The organism is Geodermatophilus sp. SYSU D00815, assembly GCF_054050035.1.
In genome coordinates, this window is record NZ_JBJGYO010000024.1 from 23,275 (window position 1) to 42,940 (window position 19,666).

The following is a 19,666-nucleotide window of genomic DNA, read 5'->3' on the forward strand; positions in this document are numbered from 1 at the left end:
CGACACGGACGAGGGAACTCAGCCCATGACGCGGGTCCGGATCCCGAGCCGCCTGCGGGTCGCGCTCGCCGCGACGGCCACCGGTGGCCTGCTGCTCACCGGCTGCACGAGCACCGTGGTCGGCATCGCCGCGCCCGCCGGGAACGCCCTGCGCGACGCCACCCCCGAGGAGTTCCCGATCGCGGGGGCCGCGGACGGCGACGAGGTCGACCAGGAGGCGCGCAACGCCCTGGCCGACCTCTACGCGTTCTGGGAGGAGGCCTACCCCGAGGCGTTCGGGGCCCCGTTCGAGCCGCTGGCCGGCGGGGTGTTCAGCGTCGACCCCGACGACGTCGACCCCGCGGCCTACCCCGACGGCGTGAGCTGCGGCCTGCAGCCCGAACGCGTCGAGAACAACGCGCTGTACTGCAACGCGCCGGGCCGGGACAACGCCGACTCCATCACCTACGACCGGGTGTTCCTCGCCGAGCTCTCGGCGAGCTTCGACCTGTCCCTGGTGGCGGTCGTGATGGCGCACGAGTTCGGCCACGCGATCCAGGACCGCTTCGGCTTCCGCGGGGCGAGCATCAACCAGGAGACGCAGGCCGACTGCCTGGCCGGCGCCTGGACCGGGTGGGTCGCCGCGGGCAACGGCCGGCACACCTCGCTCCGCGCGCCGGAGCTCGACCAGGTGCTGCGCGGGTACCTGCAGGTGGCCGATCCGGTGGGCACCGACCCGTCCCAGGAAGGGGCGCACGGCTCGTACTTCGACCGGGTGTCGGCGATCGCCGAGGGCTTCGACCAGGGCGTCGCCGCCTGCCGGGACAACTACGGCGAGGGGCGCATCTTCACCGCGGCGGCGGCCGATCCCCGCGATCCCAACGAGGGCGACGCCCCTTACGACCAGACCCTGGACTTCATCGAGCAGACGCTGCCGCCGTTCTGGGCCGACGTCTTCCCCGTGGCGTTCGGCCGGGAGTTCGAGGAGCCGGCCCTCGAGCCGTTCGAGGGCACCGCGCCCGAGTGCGTCGACGGCGACCGGGACCTCGGCTACTGCGAGTCCGACTCGACCGTCTACTACGACGAGCGGGACCTCACCCTCCCCGCGTACGAGGAGCTCGGCGACTACGCCGTCGCCACCGCCATCTCGACGGCGTACTCGCTGGCCGTCCGGTCGGAAGCGGGGCTGTCCACCGACGACGCCGAGGCGACCCGCTCCTCGGTGTGCCTGACCGGCTGGTACACCGCCCAGCTCTTCAGCGGCGCGTTCGAGCAGGTGGTGCTCAGCCCCGGCGACGTCGACGAGGCGGTGGAGTTCCTCCTCGCCCACGGGCTGCGGGGCAACGTCTTCCCGAACTCCGACGTCACGGGCTTCGAGCTGCTGCGCTCCTTCCGGTCGGGCTTCCTGGACGGCGGCGGCCCCTGCGAGGTGGGGATCGACGGCTGACCCGCCCGGTGTCGCCCGCCGCCCGGCCGGGCACTGCGGAGGTGTGGACCCCACTCGCACCCGCGCGGGGACGGCGCTGCCGGCCCTGCTGCTCGCCGTCCTGACCCTCGCAGGGTGCTCCTTCGTGGTCGTCGGCCGGCCCGGATCCCTGACCCGGCCGACGTCCGACGTCGGCACGGACGAGATCACCGTCGTCGGGGCGGTGGACGACCCCGTCGACCTCCGGGTCCGCAACGCGCTCGCCGACCTCCAGGACTTCTGGGGCAGCCGGTTCCCCGAGGTCTTCGGCACGCAGTTCCAGCCGCTGCAGGGCGGGTTCTTCAGCGTCGACCCCGACGACGTCGACCCCGCCGCGTACCCCCAGGGCATCGGCTGCGGCAGCGATCCGCGCGAGGTGGAGGGCAACGCCTTCTACTGCGCGGCGCCGGACACGCCCAACTCCGACTCGATCAGCTACGACCGGGCGTTCCTGGGCGAGCTGGCCGACCAGTACGGGCGGTTCCTGCCCGACCTGGTCACCGCGCACGAGTTCGGCCACGCGATCCAGGCCCGGGTGGGCTCCCCGCCGTCCTCGATCGCCGCCGAGACCCAGGCCGACTGCCTGGCCGGCGCCTGGACCGCCTGGGTGGCCGACGGCGAGGCCGCGCACACGCAGCTGCGCACCGCGGAGCTCGACCAGCTGCTGCAGGGGTACCTGCTGCTCCGCGACCCCGTGGGCACCAGCCCCGCCGGCCAGTCGGCGCACGGCTCCGGGTTCGACCGGGTCTCGGCCTTCCAGGAGGGCTTCGACGACGGGCCGACCGCCTGCCGGGACGACTTCGGGCCGGACCGCGTCTTCACGCAGAGCCAGTTCGTCACCGACGAGGACTTCGCCAACCAGGGCAACGCGCCCTACGAGCAGCTGCCGACGCTCATGGAGGACTCGCTGACGGAGTTCTGGACGGCGGCGCTCCCGGCCCTCGGCGGTGACGAGTTCGAGGCGCCGGAGCTGACCGCGTTCCGGAACGCCGCACCGGGCTGCGCCGACGGCGAGCTGGACCTCGTCGTCTGCCCGGACGAGCCGCTCGTGGGCTTCGACGACCCCGACCTCGGCCGGCCGCTCTACGGCGACATCGGGGACTACGCCCTGATCACGGCCGTGTCGATCGGCTACGCCCTGGCCGCCCGGGACCAGCTCGGCCTGGCGGCGGACGGCGAGGACGCCTACCGCTCGGCCGTGTGCCTGACCGGCTGGTTCAGCGCCGAGCTGGTGGCCGGCTCGCTGCGGACCGCGTCGGTCTCCCCCGGCGACCTGGACGAGAGCGTGCAGTTCCTGCTGCAGCACGCCCGGGACGAGGCGGTGCTGCCCGACGTCGACCTGACCGGCTTCGAGCTGGTCGACCTGCTGCGCAACGGCTTCGTCGGCGGGCCGGAGCCCTGCGACGTGGGGTAGCCGCCGCAGGATCCCGGAAGGGGCCGCCTAGAACAGGGCCAGCGACAGCTTGCGGCGCGCCTCGCCCACCCGCGGGTCCTGGTCGCCGACGACCGCGAACAGCTCCACCAGGTGCTTGCGGGCCTGGTCGCGGTCCTCGCCCGACGTGCGGCGGACGACGTCGAGCAGCCGGTCGAACGCGGCCTCGACCTGGCCGGTGCCGAGCAGGAGGTCGGCGGCCCGGGTCTGCGCGGCCACGTCGTCGGGGGTGGCGTCGGCGTCGGCCAGGGCGTTCGGGCCGGCCTCCTCGGCCCGCCGGAACAGCTGCACCTGGCGCAGCGCGAGCGCGGCGTCGGGGTGGTTCGGGTCCTCGGCCAGGATGGCCTGGTACGCGGCCTCCGCCGCGGCCAGGTCGCCGCGCTCCAGGGCCGCCTCGGCGGCGTCGAGCCGCGGGTCCTCCGGCTCCCCCGCCGCCGCTCCCGCCCCGCCGGGGACCGCTCCCCCGGTGGTCGCGCGCACCAGCTCGGTCACGAACTGGCGGGCCTGCTCCTCGGGGATGGCGCCGGTGAACTCGGCGACCAGCTGCCCCTGCCACACCGCCTTGACCGCCGGGATGCCCTGCACCCGCAGGCCCTGGGCCAGCGCCGGGTTGGCGTCGACGTCGACCTTGGCGAGCACCCAGGAGCCGCCGCCCTCGGCGGCCAGCCGCTCGAGGACCGGTGAGAGCTGCTTGCACGGCCCGCACCACTCGGCCCACAGGTCGAGCACGACCGGCACCTGGAAGGACCGGTCGAGCACCTCGGACTGGAAGGTCGCCTCGGTGACGTCGACGACGGCGCTGCCGGGCGAGCCGGCGGGGGCGGTGGCGCTCGGCGGCGGGGCGGCCTGGGCGCGCGCGGCGGCCTCGGAGCGGGCCTTCACGGCGGCGAGGTCGACGGCACCGGCCAGCGAGGCGGCCATCTGCGCCTGCTGCGCCTGCGCCCGCGGATCGGGACGACCGGGACGGTTCGGCTGCATGGGGACGATCATCCCACCGCGCGATCGGGCGTGTCGCGGCCCCTTCTCAGAACCTCGCGGGCTCGGTGTAGCTGCCCCACTCCTCCCGCAGCGCGTCGCAGATCTCGCCGAGGGTGGCCTCCGCGCGGACGGCGTCGAGCATGGCCGGCAGCATGTTCGCCCCGGTGCGGGCGACCTCGACCATGCGGGTGACGGCCGTGCGCGCGGCGTCGTCGTCCCGCGTGCGGCGCCGCTCGGCGAGCTCGGCCCTCTGGTCCTTCTCCACCTGGTGGCCGACCCGCAGGATGTCGAGCTGGTCGTGGGCGTCCACCGAGCCGGTCAGCGTGTTGACGCCGACGACCTTCTTGTCGCCCTTCTCCAGAGCCCGCTGGTAGGCGAAGGCGGCCTCGGCGATCTCGCCGGTGAACCAGCCGTCCTCGATGCCGCGCAGGATGCCCGACGTCATCGTGCCGTCGGTGCCCATGTCCTTGATCCGGGCGAAGATCTCCTCGGCCCGGCGCTCGATGTCGTCGGTGAGCGCCTCGACGTACCAGGAGCCGCCGAGCGGGTCGGCGACGTTCGCGACCCCGGTCTCCTCCATGATCACCTGCTGGGTGCGCAGGGCGATCTGCGCGGCCTTGGCACTGGGCAGCGCCAGCACCTCGTCGAGGGCGTTGGTGTGCAGCGACTGGGTGCCGCCCAGCACGGCGGAGAGCGCCTCCAGCGCCGTCCGGACGATGTTGTTGTCCGGCTGCTGCGCGGTGAGGCTGACGCCGGCGGTCTGGGTGTGGAAGCGCAGCTGCTGCGCCTTCTCCGTCGTCGCGCCGTAGACGTCGCGCAGCCAGCGCGCCCAGATCCGGCGGGCGGCGCGGAACTTGGCGATCTCCTCGAAGAAGTCGACGTGCGCGTCGAAGAAGAACGACAGGCCGGGGGCGAACGTCTCGATGTCCAGGCCCCGGGAGAGGCCCAGCTCCACGTATGCGAAGCCGTCGGCGAGGGTGTAGGCCAGCTCCTGCGCGGCGGTCGAGCCGGCCTCGCGGATGTGGTAGCCCGACACCGAGATCGGCTTGTAGGCCGGGATGTGCTCGGCGCAGTACTCCATGAGGTCGCCGATGAGGCGCAGGTGCGGTTCGGGGGCGAAGAGCCACTCCTTCTGCGCGATGTACTCCTTGAAGATGTCGGTCTGCAGCGTGCCGTTGAGCCGGCGGGGGTCGACGCCCTGGCGCTCGGCGGCCACCAGGTACATGCAGAACACCGGGACGGCCGGGCCGCTGATCGTCATCGACGTCGTGGTGTCGCCGAGCGGGATGCCGTCGAACAGGACGTCCATGTCGGCGGCGGAGTCGATGGCGACGCCGCAGTGGCCGACCTCGCCGAGCGAGCGCGGGTCGTCGGAGTCGCGGCCCATGAGGGTGGGCATGTCGAAGGCGACGGAGAGGCCGCCGCCGCCCTCGGCCAGGATCATCTTGTAGCGCTCGTTGGTCTGCCGGGCGTTGCCGAAGCCGGCGAACTGGCGGATCGTCCACGTGCGCCCGCGGTAGCCGGTGGCGTGCAGGCCGCGGGTGAACGGGAACTCGCCGGGATAGCCGATGCGCTCGAACCCGGGGACGCTCGACTCGTCGGCGGGGCCGTAGACGGGGTCGACCTCGGCGCCCGACAGCGTGGTGAAGTCGGCGTCGCGGACCTTCCCGGCCGCCAGCGCCGCGTCGTACCGCTGCTGCCACCGCTGCCGGGCGTCGTCGCTCATGACGAGATGCTAGGACGTCCGAACAAAATCTGCTAGGACGTCCGACTATCCGCCGCTCCCACGCCGGCGACGTCACCCGCGCCCAGGCGGACGCGCCGCAGGATGTCGAACAGCGCGTCCAGTTCGGCGTCGGGCAGGTCGCCCAGGCCGAAGTCGAGCGCCGTGAGCTCCCCGGTGGCGGCCTCCACGACGGCCCGGCCGGCGTCGGTGATGCGCGCCAGCACGCCGCGGCCGTCGGCGGGGTTGGGCCGGCGTTCCACGTAGCCGGCCGCGACGAGCCGGTCGATCGCGTTGGTGACGCTGGTCGGGTGCACCATCAAGCGGCTGCCGATGACCTTCAGCGGGAGCTCGCCGGTGCGGCTGAACGTGAGCAGCACGAGCACCTCGTAGCGGGCGAAGGTCAGCTCGTGCGGCTTGAGCACCTCGTCGAAGCGGGCCAGCAGGATCTGCTGGACCCGGAACACCGAGGTCGCGGCCCGCATCGCCGCCGCGGGCCCGAACCGCTGCTCCCAGGTCTCCCCGGCGCGCTCGATCGGGTCGAAGGGCAGCCCCAGCGCACGGACCATGCGGGGAACGCTACCGGGCGGTACGGAGCACCCGGATGCGCATCGGGGCGGCATCACCCGCTCGGGACAGCACCCGCACGCGCATCGTCGACGTCGACCTGTGGACAAGGCCCCCTGTCGCCCGCCGCACCCGGCAGGGTGCGGACGTGCCTCCGCCGCCCCCACGTCCCGACCGCCTGAGCGGAAAGATCTTCCGAGGCTCCTCGGCGGTGCGGTCGGGCCTGCTCACCGAGGCGCAGCTGTGCAGCTCGGCCCGGCGGCGGCTGTTCCCCGACACCTACGCCTGCGCCTCGTTGCCGCTCGACCACCGACTGCGCGCCGTCGCCGTGGCCGGGGTGCTGCTCCGCGGTGCCGTGCTCACCGGCCGGAGCGCGGCGGTGGTGTGGGGGGTCGAGCTGGCCGCGCCCGACGACGACGTCCAGTGCGTGGTCGAGCCGTCCTGCCGGGCAGGCGCCGTTTCGCGGCGTCGAGGTCACCCGCCGCCTCCTGGTGCCCGACGAGGTCACCCGCCGCCGCGGGGTCGCGGTCACCACGCCGGTCCGCACGGCACTCGATCTGGCGCGACGCCGGCCGCTCGACGACGCGGTGGTCGATCTCGACCGGTTTCCTGCGCAGCGGGCTGATCGCCCCGGCCGATGTCCACGACGCCGCCGGCGTCTTGCCGGGCCCCGCGTGCCGGCTCGTGCGCCGGGCGGTGGCACTGGCCGACGGTCTCGCCGAGTCGCCGCAGGAGACGCGGCTGCGGCTGCTGCTGCACCGTTCGTCGCTGCCGCGACCGGTCGCGCAGCACGTCGTGCGGGATGCCGGCGGATCCGTCGCCCGCGTCGACTTCGCGCGGCCGGAGGCGAGGGTCGCGGTCGAGCACGAGGGGCGCTGGCACGGCCAGAACGTGGCGAGGGACCGGCGCCGGCTGAACCGGCTCACCGCGGCCGGGTGGACGGTCGTCCTCGTGACCGCCGAGGACCTCGCCGACCCGGCACCCCTGATCGCGCGGATCGCCGCGGCCCTGGCTGCGTCCGGATACGTCTCCGGGCGGTGACGGCGGCTCCGGACACCGCGCGCAGGCGCATCCGGGCGCGGCGGCCCCTACCGCAGCGGCGGCTTGAGCGGCGGGGCCTCCCGGACGCCGAAGACCTCGCGCAGCGCCACCCGGGCGGCGTTGTCCCCGCAGGCGCCGTGCACCGCGGGCCCGGGAGGCGTGGCGGCCGAGGCCAGGTACACGCCGTCGACCGGGGTCTTGTAGGTGTTCCACCGCGGCACCGGCCGGGCGAGCATCTGGCGCAGCGTCGCCTGGCCGTTGGAGATGTCGCCGCCGATGTAGCTGGGGTTCCAGCGCTCCATCTCGACGGCGTTCTTCGTGACCCGCTCGACGATCGTGTCGCGGAAGCCGGGGGCGAACCGCTCGATCTGGTTCTCCACCGCCTCGGTCACGTCGACGTCGGCCCCGTGCGGCACGTGCACGTACGCCCAGAAGATGTGCCCGCCGGCGGGCGCGCGGGTGGGGTCGGGCACCGTCGGCTGCACGGCCAGCACGTAGGGCCTGTCGGTGAGCCGGCCCTCGTTCGGCGCCCGCTCGCCGGCGATCGTCTCCTCCAGGGTGCCGGCCACGTGGATCGTGCCGGCCCGGCGGACGTCGGGGTTGGTCCACGGCACCGGCTCCGACAGGATCCAGTCCACCTTGAACACCCCGGCGCCGTGCCGGTACCGCGACACCCACCGCCGGTACCCCTCGTGCACCCGGTCGCCGGCCATCGCCAGGAACGCCTCGGGCGTGGTGTTCAGCAGCACCGCCGGGACGCCCTCGAACTCGCGCAGGTCGGTCACGTGCTGGCCGGTGACCACCTCGCCGCCCTGCTCCTCCAGCGCCCTGACCATCGCGTCGGCCAGCGCCTGCGACCCGCCCTCGACCAGCGGCCAGCCGACGTGGTGCGCCAGCATCGTCAGCAGCATCCCCAGCGCGGAGGTCAGCGGCCGGGACAGGTCGAGCATGCCGTGGGCCGCCGCCCCGCCCAGCAGCGCCTGCGCCTCCTCGGTCTCGAAGTACCGGCGGGCCAGCCAGCGCACGTTCGGCAGGCCGTTGAGGCCGAACTGCGCGATCTGCACCGGGCTGCGGGTTGGCAGCCGCCGCAGCCGGCTGGTGAGGAAGAAGTCGACGACGTCGGTGCCGTGCGCGACCAGCGGCTCGAACAGCCGGCGGTAGGCAGTGCCGTCCCGGCCGAGCCCGGCCGCGGTCTCCTCCAGCGACCGGTGCGACACCGCGGCCCGGCCGCCGTCGAGCGGGTGGGCGTAGTTGAGCTCCGGGTGCACCAGCCGGACGCCGCGGCTCTCGGGGTCGAACTCGCGGAAGAACGGGGCGGCCGCGGCCATCGGCTGCACGATCGAGCAGACGTCGTGGTGGTAGCCGGGGCGCATCAGCTCCTCGGTGCGCATCCCGCCGCCGGGGCGCTCGGCGGCCTCCACCACCTGCACCCGCAACCCGGCCGCGGCCAGCCGCAGGGCGGCCGCCAGCCCGTTCGGTCCCGCACCGACGACGACGGCGTCCGGCTTCCCGTTCACCGCCGCTCCCTTCCCGCGCCGGGGCCGGGTCGAACGTCTACAGCTGGGCGACCAGCTCGTCGGCCGCCGTGTAGGGGTCGGTCTCCCCCGCCACCACCTTGCCGGCCAGCGCCCCCAGGGCGGCCGAGCCGTGCACGTCACCGAGCCGCTCGCGCAGCGCGGCGAGCGCGATCGCCTCGATCTCGGCGGCCGCGCGCTCGGCGCGCCGCCGGTGCCCCTCGCCGGAGGACTCCAGCCACGCCCGGTGCTCGTCGACGCGCGCCAGCACCTCGTCGATGCCGTTGTCCTCGTCCCGGGCGGCCACGGTCTTCACGATCGGCGGCCGCCACGCGCCGGCCTCGGAGTGCCGCCCGCCCAGCGACAGCATGTACCGCAGGTCGCGCACCGTCTGCTCGGCGCCGTCCCGGTCGGCCTTGTTGACGACGAAGACGTCGGCGACCTCGAGGATCCCGGCCTTCGCCGCCTGGATGCCGTCGCCCATGCCGGGCGCGACCAGCACCAGCGTGGTGTCGGCCAGCGAGGCGATCTCCAGCTCCGACTGCCCGACCCCGACGGTCTCGACCAGGACGACGTCGCACCCGGCCGCGTCCAGCACCCGCAGCGCCTGCGGGGTCGCCCAGGCCAGGCCGCCCAGGTGCCCGCGGGAGGCCATCGAGCGGATGTAGACGCCGCTGTCGCCGGCGTGGTCCTGCATCCGCACGCGGTCACCGAGCAGCGCGCCGCCCGAGAACGGCGACGACGGGTCGACGGCGAGCACGCCGACCCGCTTGCCGGCCTGCCGGAAGGCGCGGACCAGCGCCGTCGTCGTCGTCGACTTGCCCACCCCCGGCGAGCCGGTCAGGCCGAGCACCTGAGCGTGGCCGGTGTGCGGGGCGAGGGCGGCGGCGACCTCGCGCAGCGCCGGGCTGGCGTCCTCGACGAGCGAGATCAGCCGGGCCACGGCGCGCGCGTCGCCCTCCCGGGCGCGGGCGACCAGCTCGGGGACGTCGGCCTTCCGCCGCCCGCGCCGCCCGAGGGGGGCGGCGGGGGCCGGCGTCGGGACCGCGGTGGCTTCCGGGAAGTCGGTCACGCCCCGGCGGGCACGTGCAGGACGAGCGCGTCGCCCTGCCCGCCGCCACCGCACAGCGCCGCCGCGCCCACGCCGCCGCCGCGCCGGCGGAGCTCGAGGGCCAGGTGCAGCACGATGCGGGCGCCGCTCATGCCGACCGGGTGGCCGAGCGCGATCGCGCCGCCGTTGACGTTGACCTTCTCCGGGTCGAGGCCGAGCTCGCGGGTGGAGACGATGCCCACCGCGGCGAACGCCTCGTTGATCTCGACCAGGTCGAGATCGGCCGGGTCGATGCCCTCGCGCGCGCAGGCCTTGGCGATCGCCCGCGACGGCTGGGTCTGCAGGGTCGCGTCGGGGCCGGCGACGACGCCGTGGGCGCCGATCTCGGCGAGCGGGGTGAGGCCGAGCTCGGCCGCCTTCTCGGCGCTCATGACCACGACCGCGCAGGCGCCGTCGGAGATCTGCGAGGCGGTGCCGGCGGTGATCGTGCCGTCCTTGGCGAAGGCCGGCTTCAGCCTCGACAGGGTCTCCACCGTCGTGTCGGCGCGGATGCCCTCGTCCTCGCGGAACTCGATGGGGTCGCCCTTGCGCTGCGGGATGAGCACCGGGGCGATCTCGTCGTCGAACAGGCCGTTCTTCTGCGCGGCCGCGGCCCGCTGGTGCGAGGCGGCGGCGAAGGCGTCCTGCTCCTCGCGGGTGAGCTGGTAGGAGGCGTTCGCCCGCTCGGTGAGCGCGCCCATGGCGATCTGGTCGAAGGTGTCGGACAGGCCGTCGTGGGCCATGGAGTCGACCAGCGCGGTGTCGCCGTACTTGGTGCCGGTGCGCGAGTTCATCAGCAGGTGCGGCGCCTGGGTCATCGACTCCATGCCGCCGGCCACGACGACCTCGAACTCGCCGGCGCGGATGAGCTGGTCGGCCAGGGCGATGGCGTCGATGCCCGAGAGGCACACCTTGTTGAGCGTGAAGGACGGGACCGACATCGGGATGCCGGCGGCCACCGCGGCCGGGCGGGCCGGGTTCTGGCCGGCGCCGGCCTGGATGACCTGGCCCATGATCACGTAGTCGACCTGGTCGCCGGAGAGGCCGGCCCGCTCCAGCGCCGCCTTGATCGCGACGCCGCCGAGGTCGGCGGCGGAGAAGTCCTTGAGCGAGCCGAGCAGGCGGCCCATCGGGGTCCGGGCGCCGCTGACGATGACCGATCGGGGCATGGGGACCTCCAGTGCCGGGCCGCCGTCGTTGGCGGCCGTGTCGTGGGCGGACCGCGCAGAGCGCGCCGCGTCGGGCTGCAGCTCAGGATAGGCGGCGGCCCTCCCCGGTCCCAGGTCTGCGGCCGGGAGGTGATGCCCACCACACCCCGATGTCGTCTGAGACGTCTTGCGCCAGGATGCCGCCATGACCTCCGACGCGCGCCCGGGTCTGCCCGCCGACCTGTTCACGACCATCGACCACGTCGGCATCGCGGTCCCCGACCTCCGGGAGGCGATCGCGTTCTACGAGCTCGCCTTCGGCATCACCTCGGTGCACGAGGAGGTCAACGAGGAGCAGGGCGTGCACGAGGCGATGCTCGCGGTCGGGGACGGCGAGACGCGGATCCAGCTGCTGGCCCCGCTGACCCCCGAGTCGACGATCGCGAAGTTCATCGGCCGCAGCGGCCCCGGCCTGCAGCAGCTGGCCTTCCGCGTGGACGACGTCGAGGCGGCCGGCCGGACCCTCCGCGAGCGCGGGCTGCGGCTGCTCTACGACGTCCCCAAGCGCGGCACGGCCGGCAGCCGGGTCAACTTCGTGCACCCCAAGGACGCCGGCGGCGTCCTGGTCGAGCTGGTGCAGCCGGCCGCGACCGGGCACTGATCCCAGGACTCGCGGTACCGGTTACTCATCGGTAACATCCGGCCGGTCGCACCCACTGCCCCTTCCCCGCCCGCACCGCCCCCCGCAGCCGACGAAGACCGGGAGACGCCGTGAACGAGATCAGGGACGCGATCCTCGCCGACCAGCTGGACGCCGTGGCCGGGCTGCCGGTGCCCGAGTCCTACCGCGCCGTCCTGGTGCGCAAGGACGAGCAGGACATGTTCGAGGGCCTGGCCACCAAGGACAAGGACCCGCGCAAGTCCCTGCACGTCGAGGAGGTGGCCACGCCGGAGCTCGCCCCGGGCGAGGCGATCGTCGCGGTGATGGCGTCGTCGGTGAACTACAACACCGTCTGGACGTCGATCTTCGAGCCGGTGTCGACCTTCGGGTTCCTCGAGCGCTACGGGCGGCAGAACGAGCTGACCAAGCGGCACGACCTGCCCTACCACGTGGTCGGCTCCGACCTGGCCGGCGTCGTCCTGCGGGTGGGCCCCGGCGTGACCCGGTGGCAGCCCGGCGACGAGGTGGTCGCCCACTGCCTGTCGGTGGAGCTGGAGGACGCCGCCGGGCACGACGACACGATGCTCGACCCGCAGCAGCGGATCTGGGGCTTCGAGACCAACTTCGGCGGCCTGGCCGAGCTGGCCCTGGTCAAGAGCAACCAGCTGATGCCCAAGCCGGCCCACCTGTCCTGGGAGGAGGCGGCCGCCCCGGGGCTCGTCAACTCCACCGCCTACCGGCAGCTGGTCAGCCGCAACGGCGCCCAGATGAAGCAGGGCGACGTCGTGCTCATCTGGGGCGCCTCGGGCGGGCTGGGCTCCTACGCCACCCAGATGGCGCTCAACGGGGGCGCGATCCCGGTGTGCGTGGTCTCCAGCCCGGAGAAGGCCGAGATCTGCCGGTCGATGGGCGCGGAGCTGATCATCGACCGCACCGCCGAGGGCTACCGGTTCTGGAAGGACGAGGACACCCAGGACCCCCGGGAGTGGCAGCGGTTCGGCAAGCGGATCCGCGAGCTGACCGGCGGCGACGACGTCGACATCGTCTTCGAGCACCCCGGCCGGGAGACCTTCGGCGCGAGCGTCTACGTCGCCAGGAAGGGCGGCACGATCGTCACCTGCGCCTCGACCAGCGGGTACCTGCACCAGTACGACAACCGGTACCTGTGGATGAACCTCAAGCGGATCATCGGCTCGCACTTCGCCAACTACAAGGAGGCGTGGGAGGCCAACCGGCTCATCGACAAGGGGCTGGTCCACCCGACCCTGTCGAAGACCTATGCGATGGAGGACGTCGGCCAGGCGGCCTGCGACGTGAAGAACAACGCGCACCAGGGCAAGGTCGGCGTGCTCACCCTGGCCCCCGAGGAGGGCCTGGGCGTCCGCGACCGGGAGAAGCGGGCGCGCTTCGAGCAGCAGATCAACCGCTTCCGCGGGGTCTGAGGACGACGTCCGCACGGGGCGAGGGGTTCCGGGCTGCCGGCTGCGAACCGCGACGTCGTCCCGCCGACACGCCGTGCGGCGGCTCGTCGTCTGAGAGGATGGGCGCATGAGCGACCCGCACCGCGACATGATGCCGATGCACGAGGCTCAGCACTCCTTCGACGTGGTGTTGCGCGGCTACGACCGGCACCAGGTCGCGGAGACGATCGAGCGCCTCGAGGCGGACTTCCGCATCGCGATCGCCGACCGGGACGCCGCGGTGGCCCGGTCCTCCGACCTCGCCGGCCAGCTCTCCGCCATGCACGCGGAGATCGAGCAGCTGCGCCGCAAGGCCGCCACCGCCGCCGCGCCGACCTTCGAGAACATGAGCGAGCGCATCTCGCACATGCTCCGGCTGGCCGAGGAGGAGGCCGCCGACATCCGGGCGGCCGCCGAGCGCGACGCCCTGGCCGTGCGGGAGCAGACCGCGGCCGAGGAGCGCGCCATGGCCGAGCGCCACGCGGCCGGTCAGGCCGAGGTCGAGCGGATGCTCGCCGAGGCGCGCCAGAACGCCGAGCAGATCGCCTCGAAGGCGCAGATCCGCGCCGACGAGCTGGTGCAGAAGGCGCAGGAGCGGGTGGCCCGCCTCGACGCCGAGTCGCAGGCCCGCCGCGCCAAGGCCGAGGAGGACTTCGAGATCGCGCTGCGCACCAAGCGCGCCGAGGCCGCCCGGCAGGAGGAGGAGCGCGAGCGGGTCTCCACGCAGGCCGCCCGCCAGCGCGTCGCGGCCGCCGAGCAGCACGCCGCGCAGATCGTCGCCGAGGCCGAGGCGAGGGCGGCGGCGATCCGCGAGGTGCGCGACGAGCTGACCTCCCGCCTGCTGCAGGCGCGCCAGCTGCTCAGCAGCCTGCCCGACCTCGGCGACCGCCCGCAGGGCGAGCGGGCGCAGGCCCCCGCCGACCGGCCCGCCGCCGAGGACCGCCGGCCGCAGCCCACCGGCCCGACGACCAACCAGCTCACCGTCCGCACCGCGGAGGGCGAGTCGGCGGCCGCCCGCCAGCCCATCCGGCAGGAGGCACCCGCGCCGGCGCCGGCACCTGCACCGGCCGGACCGCCCACCGCCGTCCAGCCGGTGGTCAACGCCGACCAGCCGACCGAGCGCCGGCCCGCGACGAAGCCGCAGCCGCAGGTGCAGCCCGAGCCCGCCGCCGGCGCCCGGGTGCCGGTGCCGCCGCGGCCCGCGCCGGCGCCGTCGGGCAGCTCCTCGACCGGCGCGACGCCGGCCCAGTCCCCGCCCACGCAGGTCATCGAGTCGCCGTCCGGGCAGGGCCGCCGCTGAACGAGGACCCCGTCCTCCCCACCCTTCGCGGGCTCGGGGTGGGCCCGGGGACGGGGCCGGGTACGAGACCCCTTCTCGTCCTGCTGCTCGCCGTCGGGCTCGCGCTGGCGGCGCTCCTCCTGCCCGCCGCCCCGGCGGGCGCGGCGGAGGAGGGACTGCTGCGCGTGGCGCACCTGTCGCCGGACTCGCCCGCGGTCGACGTCACCCTCGACGCCCCGGGCGGCGCGGCGGCACCGGTGACCCTGACCGGCCTCGGCTACGGCACGGTGACCGACCACCTGCCGGTGGCCCCCGGCACCTGGACGGTGAGCCTGCGGGCCGCCGGGGCCGACCCCGCCGGACCGCCGGTGCTCTCCACCACCGTCGACGTGCGGCCCGGCACGGCGCGCACCGTGGCGGGGGTGGGCGCCTTCGCCGACCTCGACCTCGCCGTCCTGCCCGACGACCTCTCGCTGCCGCCTCCCGGCACCGCACGGGTCCGCCTGCTCGCCGCGGCGGCCGGCGCGCCGGCACTGGACGCCGCGGTGCCGGGTGCGCCGCCGCTCGCCGCCGACCTGGCGTTCGGCGCCGGCGGTGGCTACGTCGACGTCCCCGGCGGGCGCACCACGCTGCGGGTGGCGCCGGCGGGCGGCCCGCCGGTCGAGGTGCCGCTCGACCTCGCGGCCGGCACGGTGTCCAGCCTGCTCGTGCTCGACCGGGAGGGCGGCGGCCTCGACGTGCGACCCGTGCGCGACGCCACGACGGCGCCGGTGGTGCCGGTCGGCGGGGTGGAGGCCGGCGCGGGCGGGACGGCCGCGCCGTCACCGCTCGGGAGCCTGCTGGCGCTGGTCGCGGCGGCGGTCCACGGCGGCGCCCCGCCGGCGACCGCGGTCCCGGCCCCGGCCGCGCCGGTCCGGGTGCGGGTGCCGGCGATCGGCGTCGACAGCCCGCTCGCCAGGCTCGGCACCGACCCGTCCGGGGCGCTGGTGCCGTCGGCCGACCCGGCCCTGGCCGGGTGGTTCGCGTCGGGTCCGGCCCCGGGCGAGCCGGGGCCGGCCGTGCTCGCCGGCCACGTCGACTCCTCCCGCGGACCGGCGGTCTTCTTCCGCCTCCGGGAGCTGGCGCCGGGCGACGAGGTGCTGGTCGACCGGGCCGACGGCACGACGGCGCGGTTCGTCGTGACCGCGGTGGCCCGCCACCCCAAGGCGGCCTTCCCCGCCGCGGAGGTCTACGCGCCGACGCCCGACGCGCAGCTGCGGCTGATCACCTGCGGCGGCGCGTTCGACCGGGAGGCGCGCAGCTACCTCGACAACGTGGTCGTCTCGGCCCGCGCCACCTGACCGACCGGCCCCCGCGCCGATGTCTGCGCGGTCACCGCCGCCGGTCGCGGGCGCGCCAGCAGGCGGTGTGCCAGTGCCGGCGCCGGTCGGCGGCCGAGTCGGTGTCCCACGGGTCGAGGTCGGAGTCGCGGGCGTAGGCCGGCCAGGTGACCAGGTGCGGCGTCGCCGGCCGGATCTGCTGGTCGCAGCCGGGGCAGCGGTAGGCCTTGGTCGAGGCGGCCCCGGTCAGCGCCCGCACCACCCAGTCGCCGTCCGGCGCCTCCTCGACGGTCTCCCGCCGGGGCGGCGGGGGTCCCGACCGCCGGGACGCCGCCGGCGGCCCGCCCCTCCTGCGCCGCGGCACGGGAGCTCAGCGGCTCGCGTAGTCCCGGAACCCGCGCCCGGTCTTGCGACCGAGGTACCCCGCGGTGACCAGGTGCTCGAGCAGCGGCGCCGGCGCGAAGCCCGGCTCGCGGAACTCGGTGTACAGCTCCCGCTCGATGGCCAGGGAGACGTCCAGGCCGACGACGTCGAGCAGCTCGAACGGGCCCATCGGGTAGCCGCAGCCGACCTTCATCGCGGCGTCGATGTCGTCGGCGGTCGCGTAGTGGGCCTCGAGCATCTTCACCGCGTCGTTGAGGTACGGGAACAGCAGCGCGTTGACGATGAACCCGGCGCGGTCGGTGCAGGAGACCGCGTGCTTGCCCAGCTGCGCGCTGACCGCGTGCGCGGTCGCCGCGACGTCGGGGGCGGTCGCGATGGTCGAGACCACCTCGACGAGCTTCATGACCTGGGCCGGGTTGAAGAAGTGCATGCCGACGACGTCGGCGGGCCGCTCGCTGGCCTTGGCGCACTCGATGACCGGCAGGCTGGAGGTGGTGGTGGCCAGCACCGCGCCGGGCTTGCAGATCTCGCCGAGGTTGGCGAACAGGGCCTGCTTGGTGGCCAGGTGCTCGACGACCGCCTCGATGACCAGGTCGACGTCGGCGAGGTCGTCCAGCGACGTCGTCCCGCGGATCCGGCCGAGCACCTCGTCGCGCTCCGACTCCGCCAGCCGGCCGCGCGCGACCTGCTTGTCCAGCGACCTGGTCAGCGCGCCGTGCACCGCCTCGACCTTGTCGAGGGTGCGGGCGACGTAGGTGACCTCGTAGCCGCCCCGGGCGACGACCTCGATGATCCCGGTGGCCATGGTGCCCGACCCGACGACGCCGACCTCCGCCACCGGGCGGGCGCCCTCGGCGGCGCCCCCGGCGGCGGGGGTCAGGGCGTCGGGGACCACCTCGGCGGAGTCGCGCCCGGCGTAGGTGTAGAAGCCGCGCCCCGACTTCCGGCCGAGCAGGCCGGCGGTCATCATCTGCTTGATGATCGGGCTCGGTGCGTGCAGCCGGTCGCGCGACTGCTTGTACATCGTGTCGAGGATCTCGTAGGCGGTGTCGATGCCGATGAGGTCCATCAGCGCCAGCGGGCCCATCGGCAGGCCGCAGCCCAGCCGCATCGCCGCGTCGATGTCCTCGCGGCTGGCGTACCTGTTCTCGTACATCGAGACCGCGTGGTTGAGGTAGCCGAACAGCAGCGCGTTGGCGATGAAGCCCGCCTTGTCGCCGATGGTCACGTCGACCTTGCCCAGCCGCTCGGCCAGCGCCTCGACGTCCTCGACGACCGACGGTTCGGTGACGACGGTGCGCACCACCTCGACCAGCTTCATGACCGGCGCCGGGTTGAAGAAGTGCATCCCGATGACCTTGCTCGGGCGGCCCGTGGCGACGGAGATCTGGGTGACCGACAGGCTGGAGGTGTTGGTCGCCAGGATCGTGTCCGGCGGGCAGATCTTGTCCAGCGCGGCGAAGATCTCGGTCTTCAGCTCCATGCGCTCCGGCACGGCCTCGATGACCAGCTCCGCCTGCGCGAGGTCCTCCAGCGAGGTGCTGAACCGGATCCGCTCGAAGATGGCGTCGCGCTCGGCCGGGTCGAGCTTGCCGCGGCGGACGGCGCGGTCCGTGGAGTTCTCCAGGTGTCCGCGGCCGCGGGCCAGCGCCTCCTCGCCCACCTCGACGGCGGTGACGTGCAGGCCCGCGCGGGCGAGCACCTCGGTGATGCCGGCACCCATGGTGCCCAGCCCGACGACGCCGACCTCGGTCAGTTCTCTGGCCACGCTGCCAACCCCTCCTGCCGTCGGAAGAACGCAGGGAAGTCTCTCACCCGCGCGAACCGCGCCGCGCCCTGGGCTACTCGCGGGTAACCGGGCTCCCCCGTGCGCGGTTCCCGCGCTCGGGCGAGCCCCGCCGGCGTCAGAAGAGGCGCTGGGTGGGGTCGTCGGTGCCCTTGAGGACGGCGTAGTCGACGGTGACGCAGTCGATGCCGCGGTCCTGCGCGAGCACCCGCGCCTGCGGCCTGATCTCCTGCGCGGCGAACACGCCCTTGACCGGCGCCAGCAGCGGGTCGCGGTTGAGCAGCTCCAAGTAGCGGGTGAGCTGCTCCACGCCGTCGATCTCGCCGCGCCGCTTCACCTCGACGGCCACCGTGGTCCCGCCGGCGTCGCGGCAGAGGAGGTCCACCGGCCCGATCGCGGTGGGGTACTCCCGCCGGACCAGCGACCACCCGGCGCCGAAGGTCTCCACGTGCAGGGCGAGCAGCCGCTGCAGCTCCGCCTCGACGCCGTCCTTCTGCAGGCCGGGGTCGACGCCCAGGTCGTGCGAGGAGTCGTGCTCGACGGCCTCGACGGTGATGATCAGCTGCTCGCCGGCCTTGTTGGTGACCGTCCACGTGCCGGCGCCGTCGACCAGCTCGTCCTTGAGGGTGCAGGGCGGGCTCATCCAGTTGAGCGGCTTGTACGCGCGGTCGTCGGCGTGGATCGAGACCGAGCCGTCGGCCTTGACCAGCAGCAGCCGGGTCGCCATGGGGAGGTGGGCGGTCAGCCGCCCGATGTAGTCGACGGAGCAGCGGGCGATGACCAGGCGCACGGTGCCCGACGCTACCTCTCCAGGTTCCGTCGCAGCGTGTCGCGGGCCCGTGTCGCCGGCCGTCGGCCAAGGTCGCCGGTGTGGAGCGCAGCCGCCGTCGTGCCGGCGACCTTCTTCCTCGTCGCCGGCACGGGTCGGAACCGGCGCGCGGCGCCGGGCGTCGTAGGTCCGTGACCACCAGGACGGCGACGGCGGCGGCGCTGCTGCTCGCGCTGACGGCGTGCGCCGCGCCCGGGGGCGGCGACGACGCCGGGGACGACCCCTACCCCTACGCCGCGGACGACCTCGTGCTGCAGGTGGCGTGGACCGGCGGGTTCGTGGCGCCGGAGGCGGCCGCGGGCCGGCTGCCGCTCGTCAGCGTGTACGGCGACGGCCGGGTGCTCACCGACGGCCCCGTGCCGGCGATCTACCCCGGCCCGGCCCTGCCCAACGTGCTGGAGGCGCGCATCGACCGGGAGCGGGTGCAGGAGCTGGTCGACGCCGCGCTCGACGCCGGCGTCGGCGAGACCACCGACCTGGGCATGCCGCCGATCGCGGACGTGCCCAGCACCCGCTTCACCGTCTCGACCGGGCTCGAGACCATCGTCCGCGAGGTCTACGCGCTGGTGGAGGGCGTCGACGACGGCCTCACCGAGGAGCAGGTGGCCGCCCGGGCGGAGCTGCGCGCGTTCCTCGACGAGCTGACCGGGCTGGGGGCGCGCGCCACCGAGCCGTACCGGCCGGCAGGCGTGGCCGCGCTCGTCACCCCGTACGCGGCCGAGCCGGAGTTCCCCCGGCCGGAGGTCGCCTGGCCGGGCCCGGCGCTGCCGGGCGAGCCCTTCGAGGCGGTGTTCCAGATGACCTGCGTGGTCGCCGAGGGCGATCAGGCGGCGCCGGTGCTCGAGGCCGCCCGCGCCGCCGACCAGCTCACCCCGTGGCTGTCGCCCGACGGGGCACGGTGGTCGGTGACGTTCCGGCCGCTCCTGCCGCACGAGGCCGGCTGCGCCGACCTGCGCGACGGCTGACACGGCGACGGGCCCGGCCCTCCTGGGAGGACCGGGCCCGTCGCCG

17 protein-coding genes are annotated in these 19,666 nt (G+C 74.7%); 8 read left to right on the forward strand and 9 right to left on the reverse strand.

Annotated elements, in window-relative coordinates; genetic code table 11:
- The first annotated feature begins 25 nt into the window (after positions 1–25).
- Complete coding sequence (locus ACI78S_RS20360) at positions 26–1,426, forward strand: neutral zinc metallopeptidase (RefSeq protein ID WP_456976738.1); 1,401 nt, start codon at positions 26–28, stop codon at positions 1,424–1,426.
- Between the two features lie 43 nt (positions 1,427–1,469).
- Positions 1,470–2,858, forward strand: a complete 1,389-nt coding sequence (locus ACI78S_RS20365) for a neutral zinc metallopeptidase (protein ID WP_456976740.1) — start codon at positions 1,470–1,472, stop codon at positions 2,856–2,858.
- Positions 2,859–2,885: 27 nt separating this feature from the next.
- On the opposite strand, the gene ACI78S_RS20370 is transcribed toward ACI78S_RS20365, so the two are convergent.
- From ACI78S_RS20370 to ACI78S_RS20380, 3 genes are read right to left on the reverse strand one after another with little or no spacing between them, the layout of a single operon-like run.
- Positions 2,886–3,854 carry a tetratricopeptide repeat protein gene (locus tag ACI78S_RS20370; protein WP_456976742.1) on the reverse strand — a complete coding sequence of 323 codons (969 nt, stop codon included), beginning with the start codon at positions 3,852–3,854 and terminating at the stop codon, positions 2,886–2,888.
- 46 nt (positions 3,855–3,900) lie between these two features.
- A complete protein-coding gene (locus ACI78S_RS20375) occupies positions 3,901–5,580 on the reverse strand; it encodes an acyl-CoA mutase large subunit family protein (RefSeq protein WP_456976744.1) in 1,680 nt (559 codons plus the stop codon).
- Positions 5,581–5,612: 32 nt separating this feature from the next.
- A complete protein-coding gene (locus tag ACI78S_RS20380) occupies positions 5,613–6,146 on the reverse strand; it encodes a MarR family winged helix-turn-helix transcriptional regulator (protein WP_456976746.1) in 534 nt (177 codons plus the stop codon).
- A gap of 694 nt (positions 6,147–6,840) precedes the next feature.
- Between ACI78S_RS20380 and ACI78S_RS20385 the strand changes: the two genes are divergently transcribed.
- On the forward strand, positions 6,841–7,185 hold the full coding sequence (locus tag ACI78S_RS20385) for a DUF559 domain-containing protein (RefSeq protein ID WP_456976748.1): 345 nt from the start codon (positions 6,841–6,843) through the stop codon (positions 7,183–7,185).
- Positions 7,186–7,232: 47 nt separating this feature from the next.
- Here the strand turns inward: ACI78S_RS20385 and ACI78S_RS20390 are convergent, their stop codons facing one another.
- From ACI78S_RS20390 to ACI78S_RS20400, 3 genes are read right to left on the reverse strand one after another with little or no spacing between them, the layout of a single operon-like run.
- Positions 7,233–8,702: a phytoene desaturase family protein gene (locus ACI78S_RS20390; RefSeq protein WP_456976750.1), complete on the reverse strand. Its 1,470-nt coding sequence runs from the start codon at positions 8,700–8,702 to the stop codon at positions 7,233–7,235.
- Between the two features lie 37 nt (positions 8,703–8,739).
- A complete protein-coding gene (gene meaB, locus ACI78S_RS20395; RefSeq protein WP_456976752.1) occupies positions 8,740–9,771 on the reverse strand; it encodes a methylmalonyl Co-A mutase-associated GTPase MeaB in 1,032 nt (343 codons plus the stop codon).
- Positions 9,768–10,958, reverse strand: coding sequence for an acetyl-CoA C-acetyltransferase (locus tag ACI78S_RS20400; protein WP_456976754.1), 1,191 nt, complete (start codon positions 10,956–10,958; stop codon positions 9,768–9,770). The genes meaB and ACI78S_RS20400 overlap by 4 nt, the downstream gene beginning before the upstream one ends.
- Before the next feature lie 184 nt (positions 10,959–11,142).
- On the opposite strand from ACI78S_RS20400, the gene mce reads away from it, so the two are divergent.
- From mce to ACI78S_RS20420, 4 genes are all read left to right on the forward strand, one after another.
- A complete protein-coding gene (mce, locus tag ACI78S_RS20405; RefSeq protein ID WP_456976756.1) occupies positions 11,143–11,598 on the forward strand; it encodes a methylmalonyl-CoA epimerase in 456 nt (151 codons plus the stop codon).
- Positions 11,599–11,708: 110 nt separating this feature from the next.
- Positions 11,709–13,040 carry a crotonyl-CoA carboxylase/reductase gene (gene ccrA, locus ACI78S_RS20410; protein ID WP_456976758.1) on the forward strand — a complete coding sequence of 444 codons (1,332 nt, stop codon included), beginning with the start codon at positions 11,709–11,711 and terminating at the stop codon, positions 13,038–13,040.
- A 106-nt stretch (positions 13,041–13,146) separates the two neighbouring features.
- Positions 13,147–14,358, forward strand: coding sequence for a DivIVA domain-containing protein (locus ACI78S_RS20415; protein ID WP_456976760.1), 1,212 nt, complete (start codon positions 13,147–13,149; stop codon positions 14,356–14,358).
- 38 nt (positions 14,359–14,396) lie between these two features.
- Positions 14,397–15,677, forward strand: a complete 1,281-nt coding sequence (locus tag ACI78S_RS20420) for a class F sortase (protein WP_456976762.1) — start codon at positions 14,397–14,399, stop codon at positions 15,675–15,677.
- A 31-nt stretch (positions 15,678–15,708) separates the two neighbouring features.
- Here the strand turns inward: ACI78S_RS20420 and ACI78S_RS20425 are convergent, their stop codons facing one another.
- The 3 genes from ACI78S_RS20425 to nucS all read right to left on the reverse strand — a co-directional run bounded on the left by ACI78S_RS20425 (position 15,709) and on the right by nucS (position 18,616).
- Positions 15,709–16,020 carry a hypothetical protein gene (locus ACI78S_RS20425; RefSeq protein ID WP_456976764.1) on the reverse strand — a complete coding sequence of 104 codons (312 nt, stop codon included), beginning with the start codon at positions 16,018–16,020 and terminating at the stop codon, positions 15,709–15,711.
- A gap of 6 nt (positions 16,021–16,026) precedes the next feature.
- Positions 16,027–17,808 carry a 3-hydroxyacyl-CoA dehydrogenase family protein gene (locus ACI78S_RS20430; RefSeq protein WP_456976766.1) on the reverse strand — a complete coding sequence of 594 codons (1,782 nt, stop codon included), beginning with the start codon at positions 17,806–17,808 and terminating at the stop codon, positions 16,027–16,029.
- A 136-nt stretch (positions 17,809–17,944) separates the two neighbouring features.
- Positions 17,945–18,616, reverse strand: coding sequence for an endonuclease NucS (gene nucS / locus ACI78S_RS20435; RefSeq protein WP_456976768.1), 672 nt, complete (start codon positions 18,614–18,616; stop codon positions 17,945–17,947).
- Between the two features lie 170 nt (positions 18,617–18,786).
- On the opposite strand from nucS, the gene ACI78S_RS20440 reads away from it, so the two are divergent.
- Positions 18,787–19,620, forward strand: a complete 834-nt coding sequence (locus ACI78S_RS20440; RefSeq protein ID WP_456976770.1) for a hypothetical protein — start codon at positions 18,787–18,789, stop codon at positions 19,618–19,620.
- The last annotated feature ends 46 nt before the right edge of the window (positions 19,621–19,666 follow it).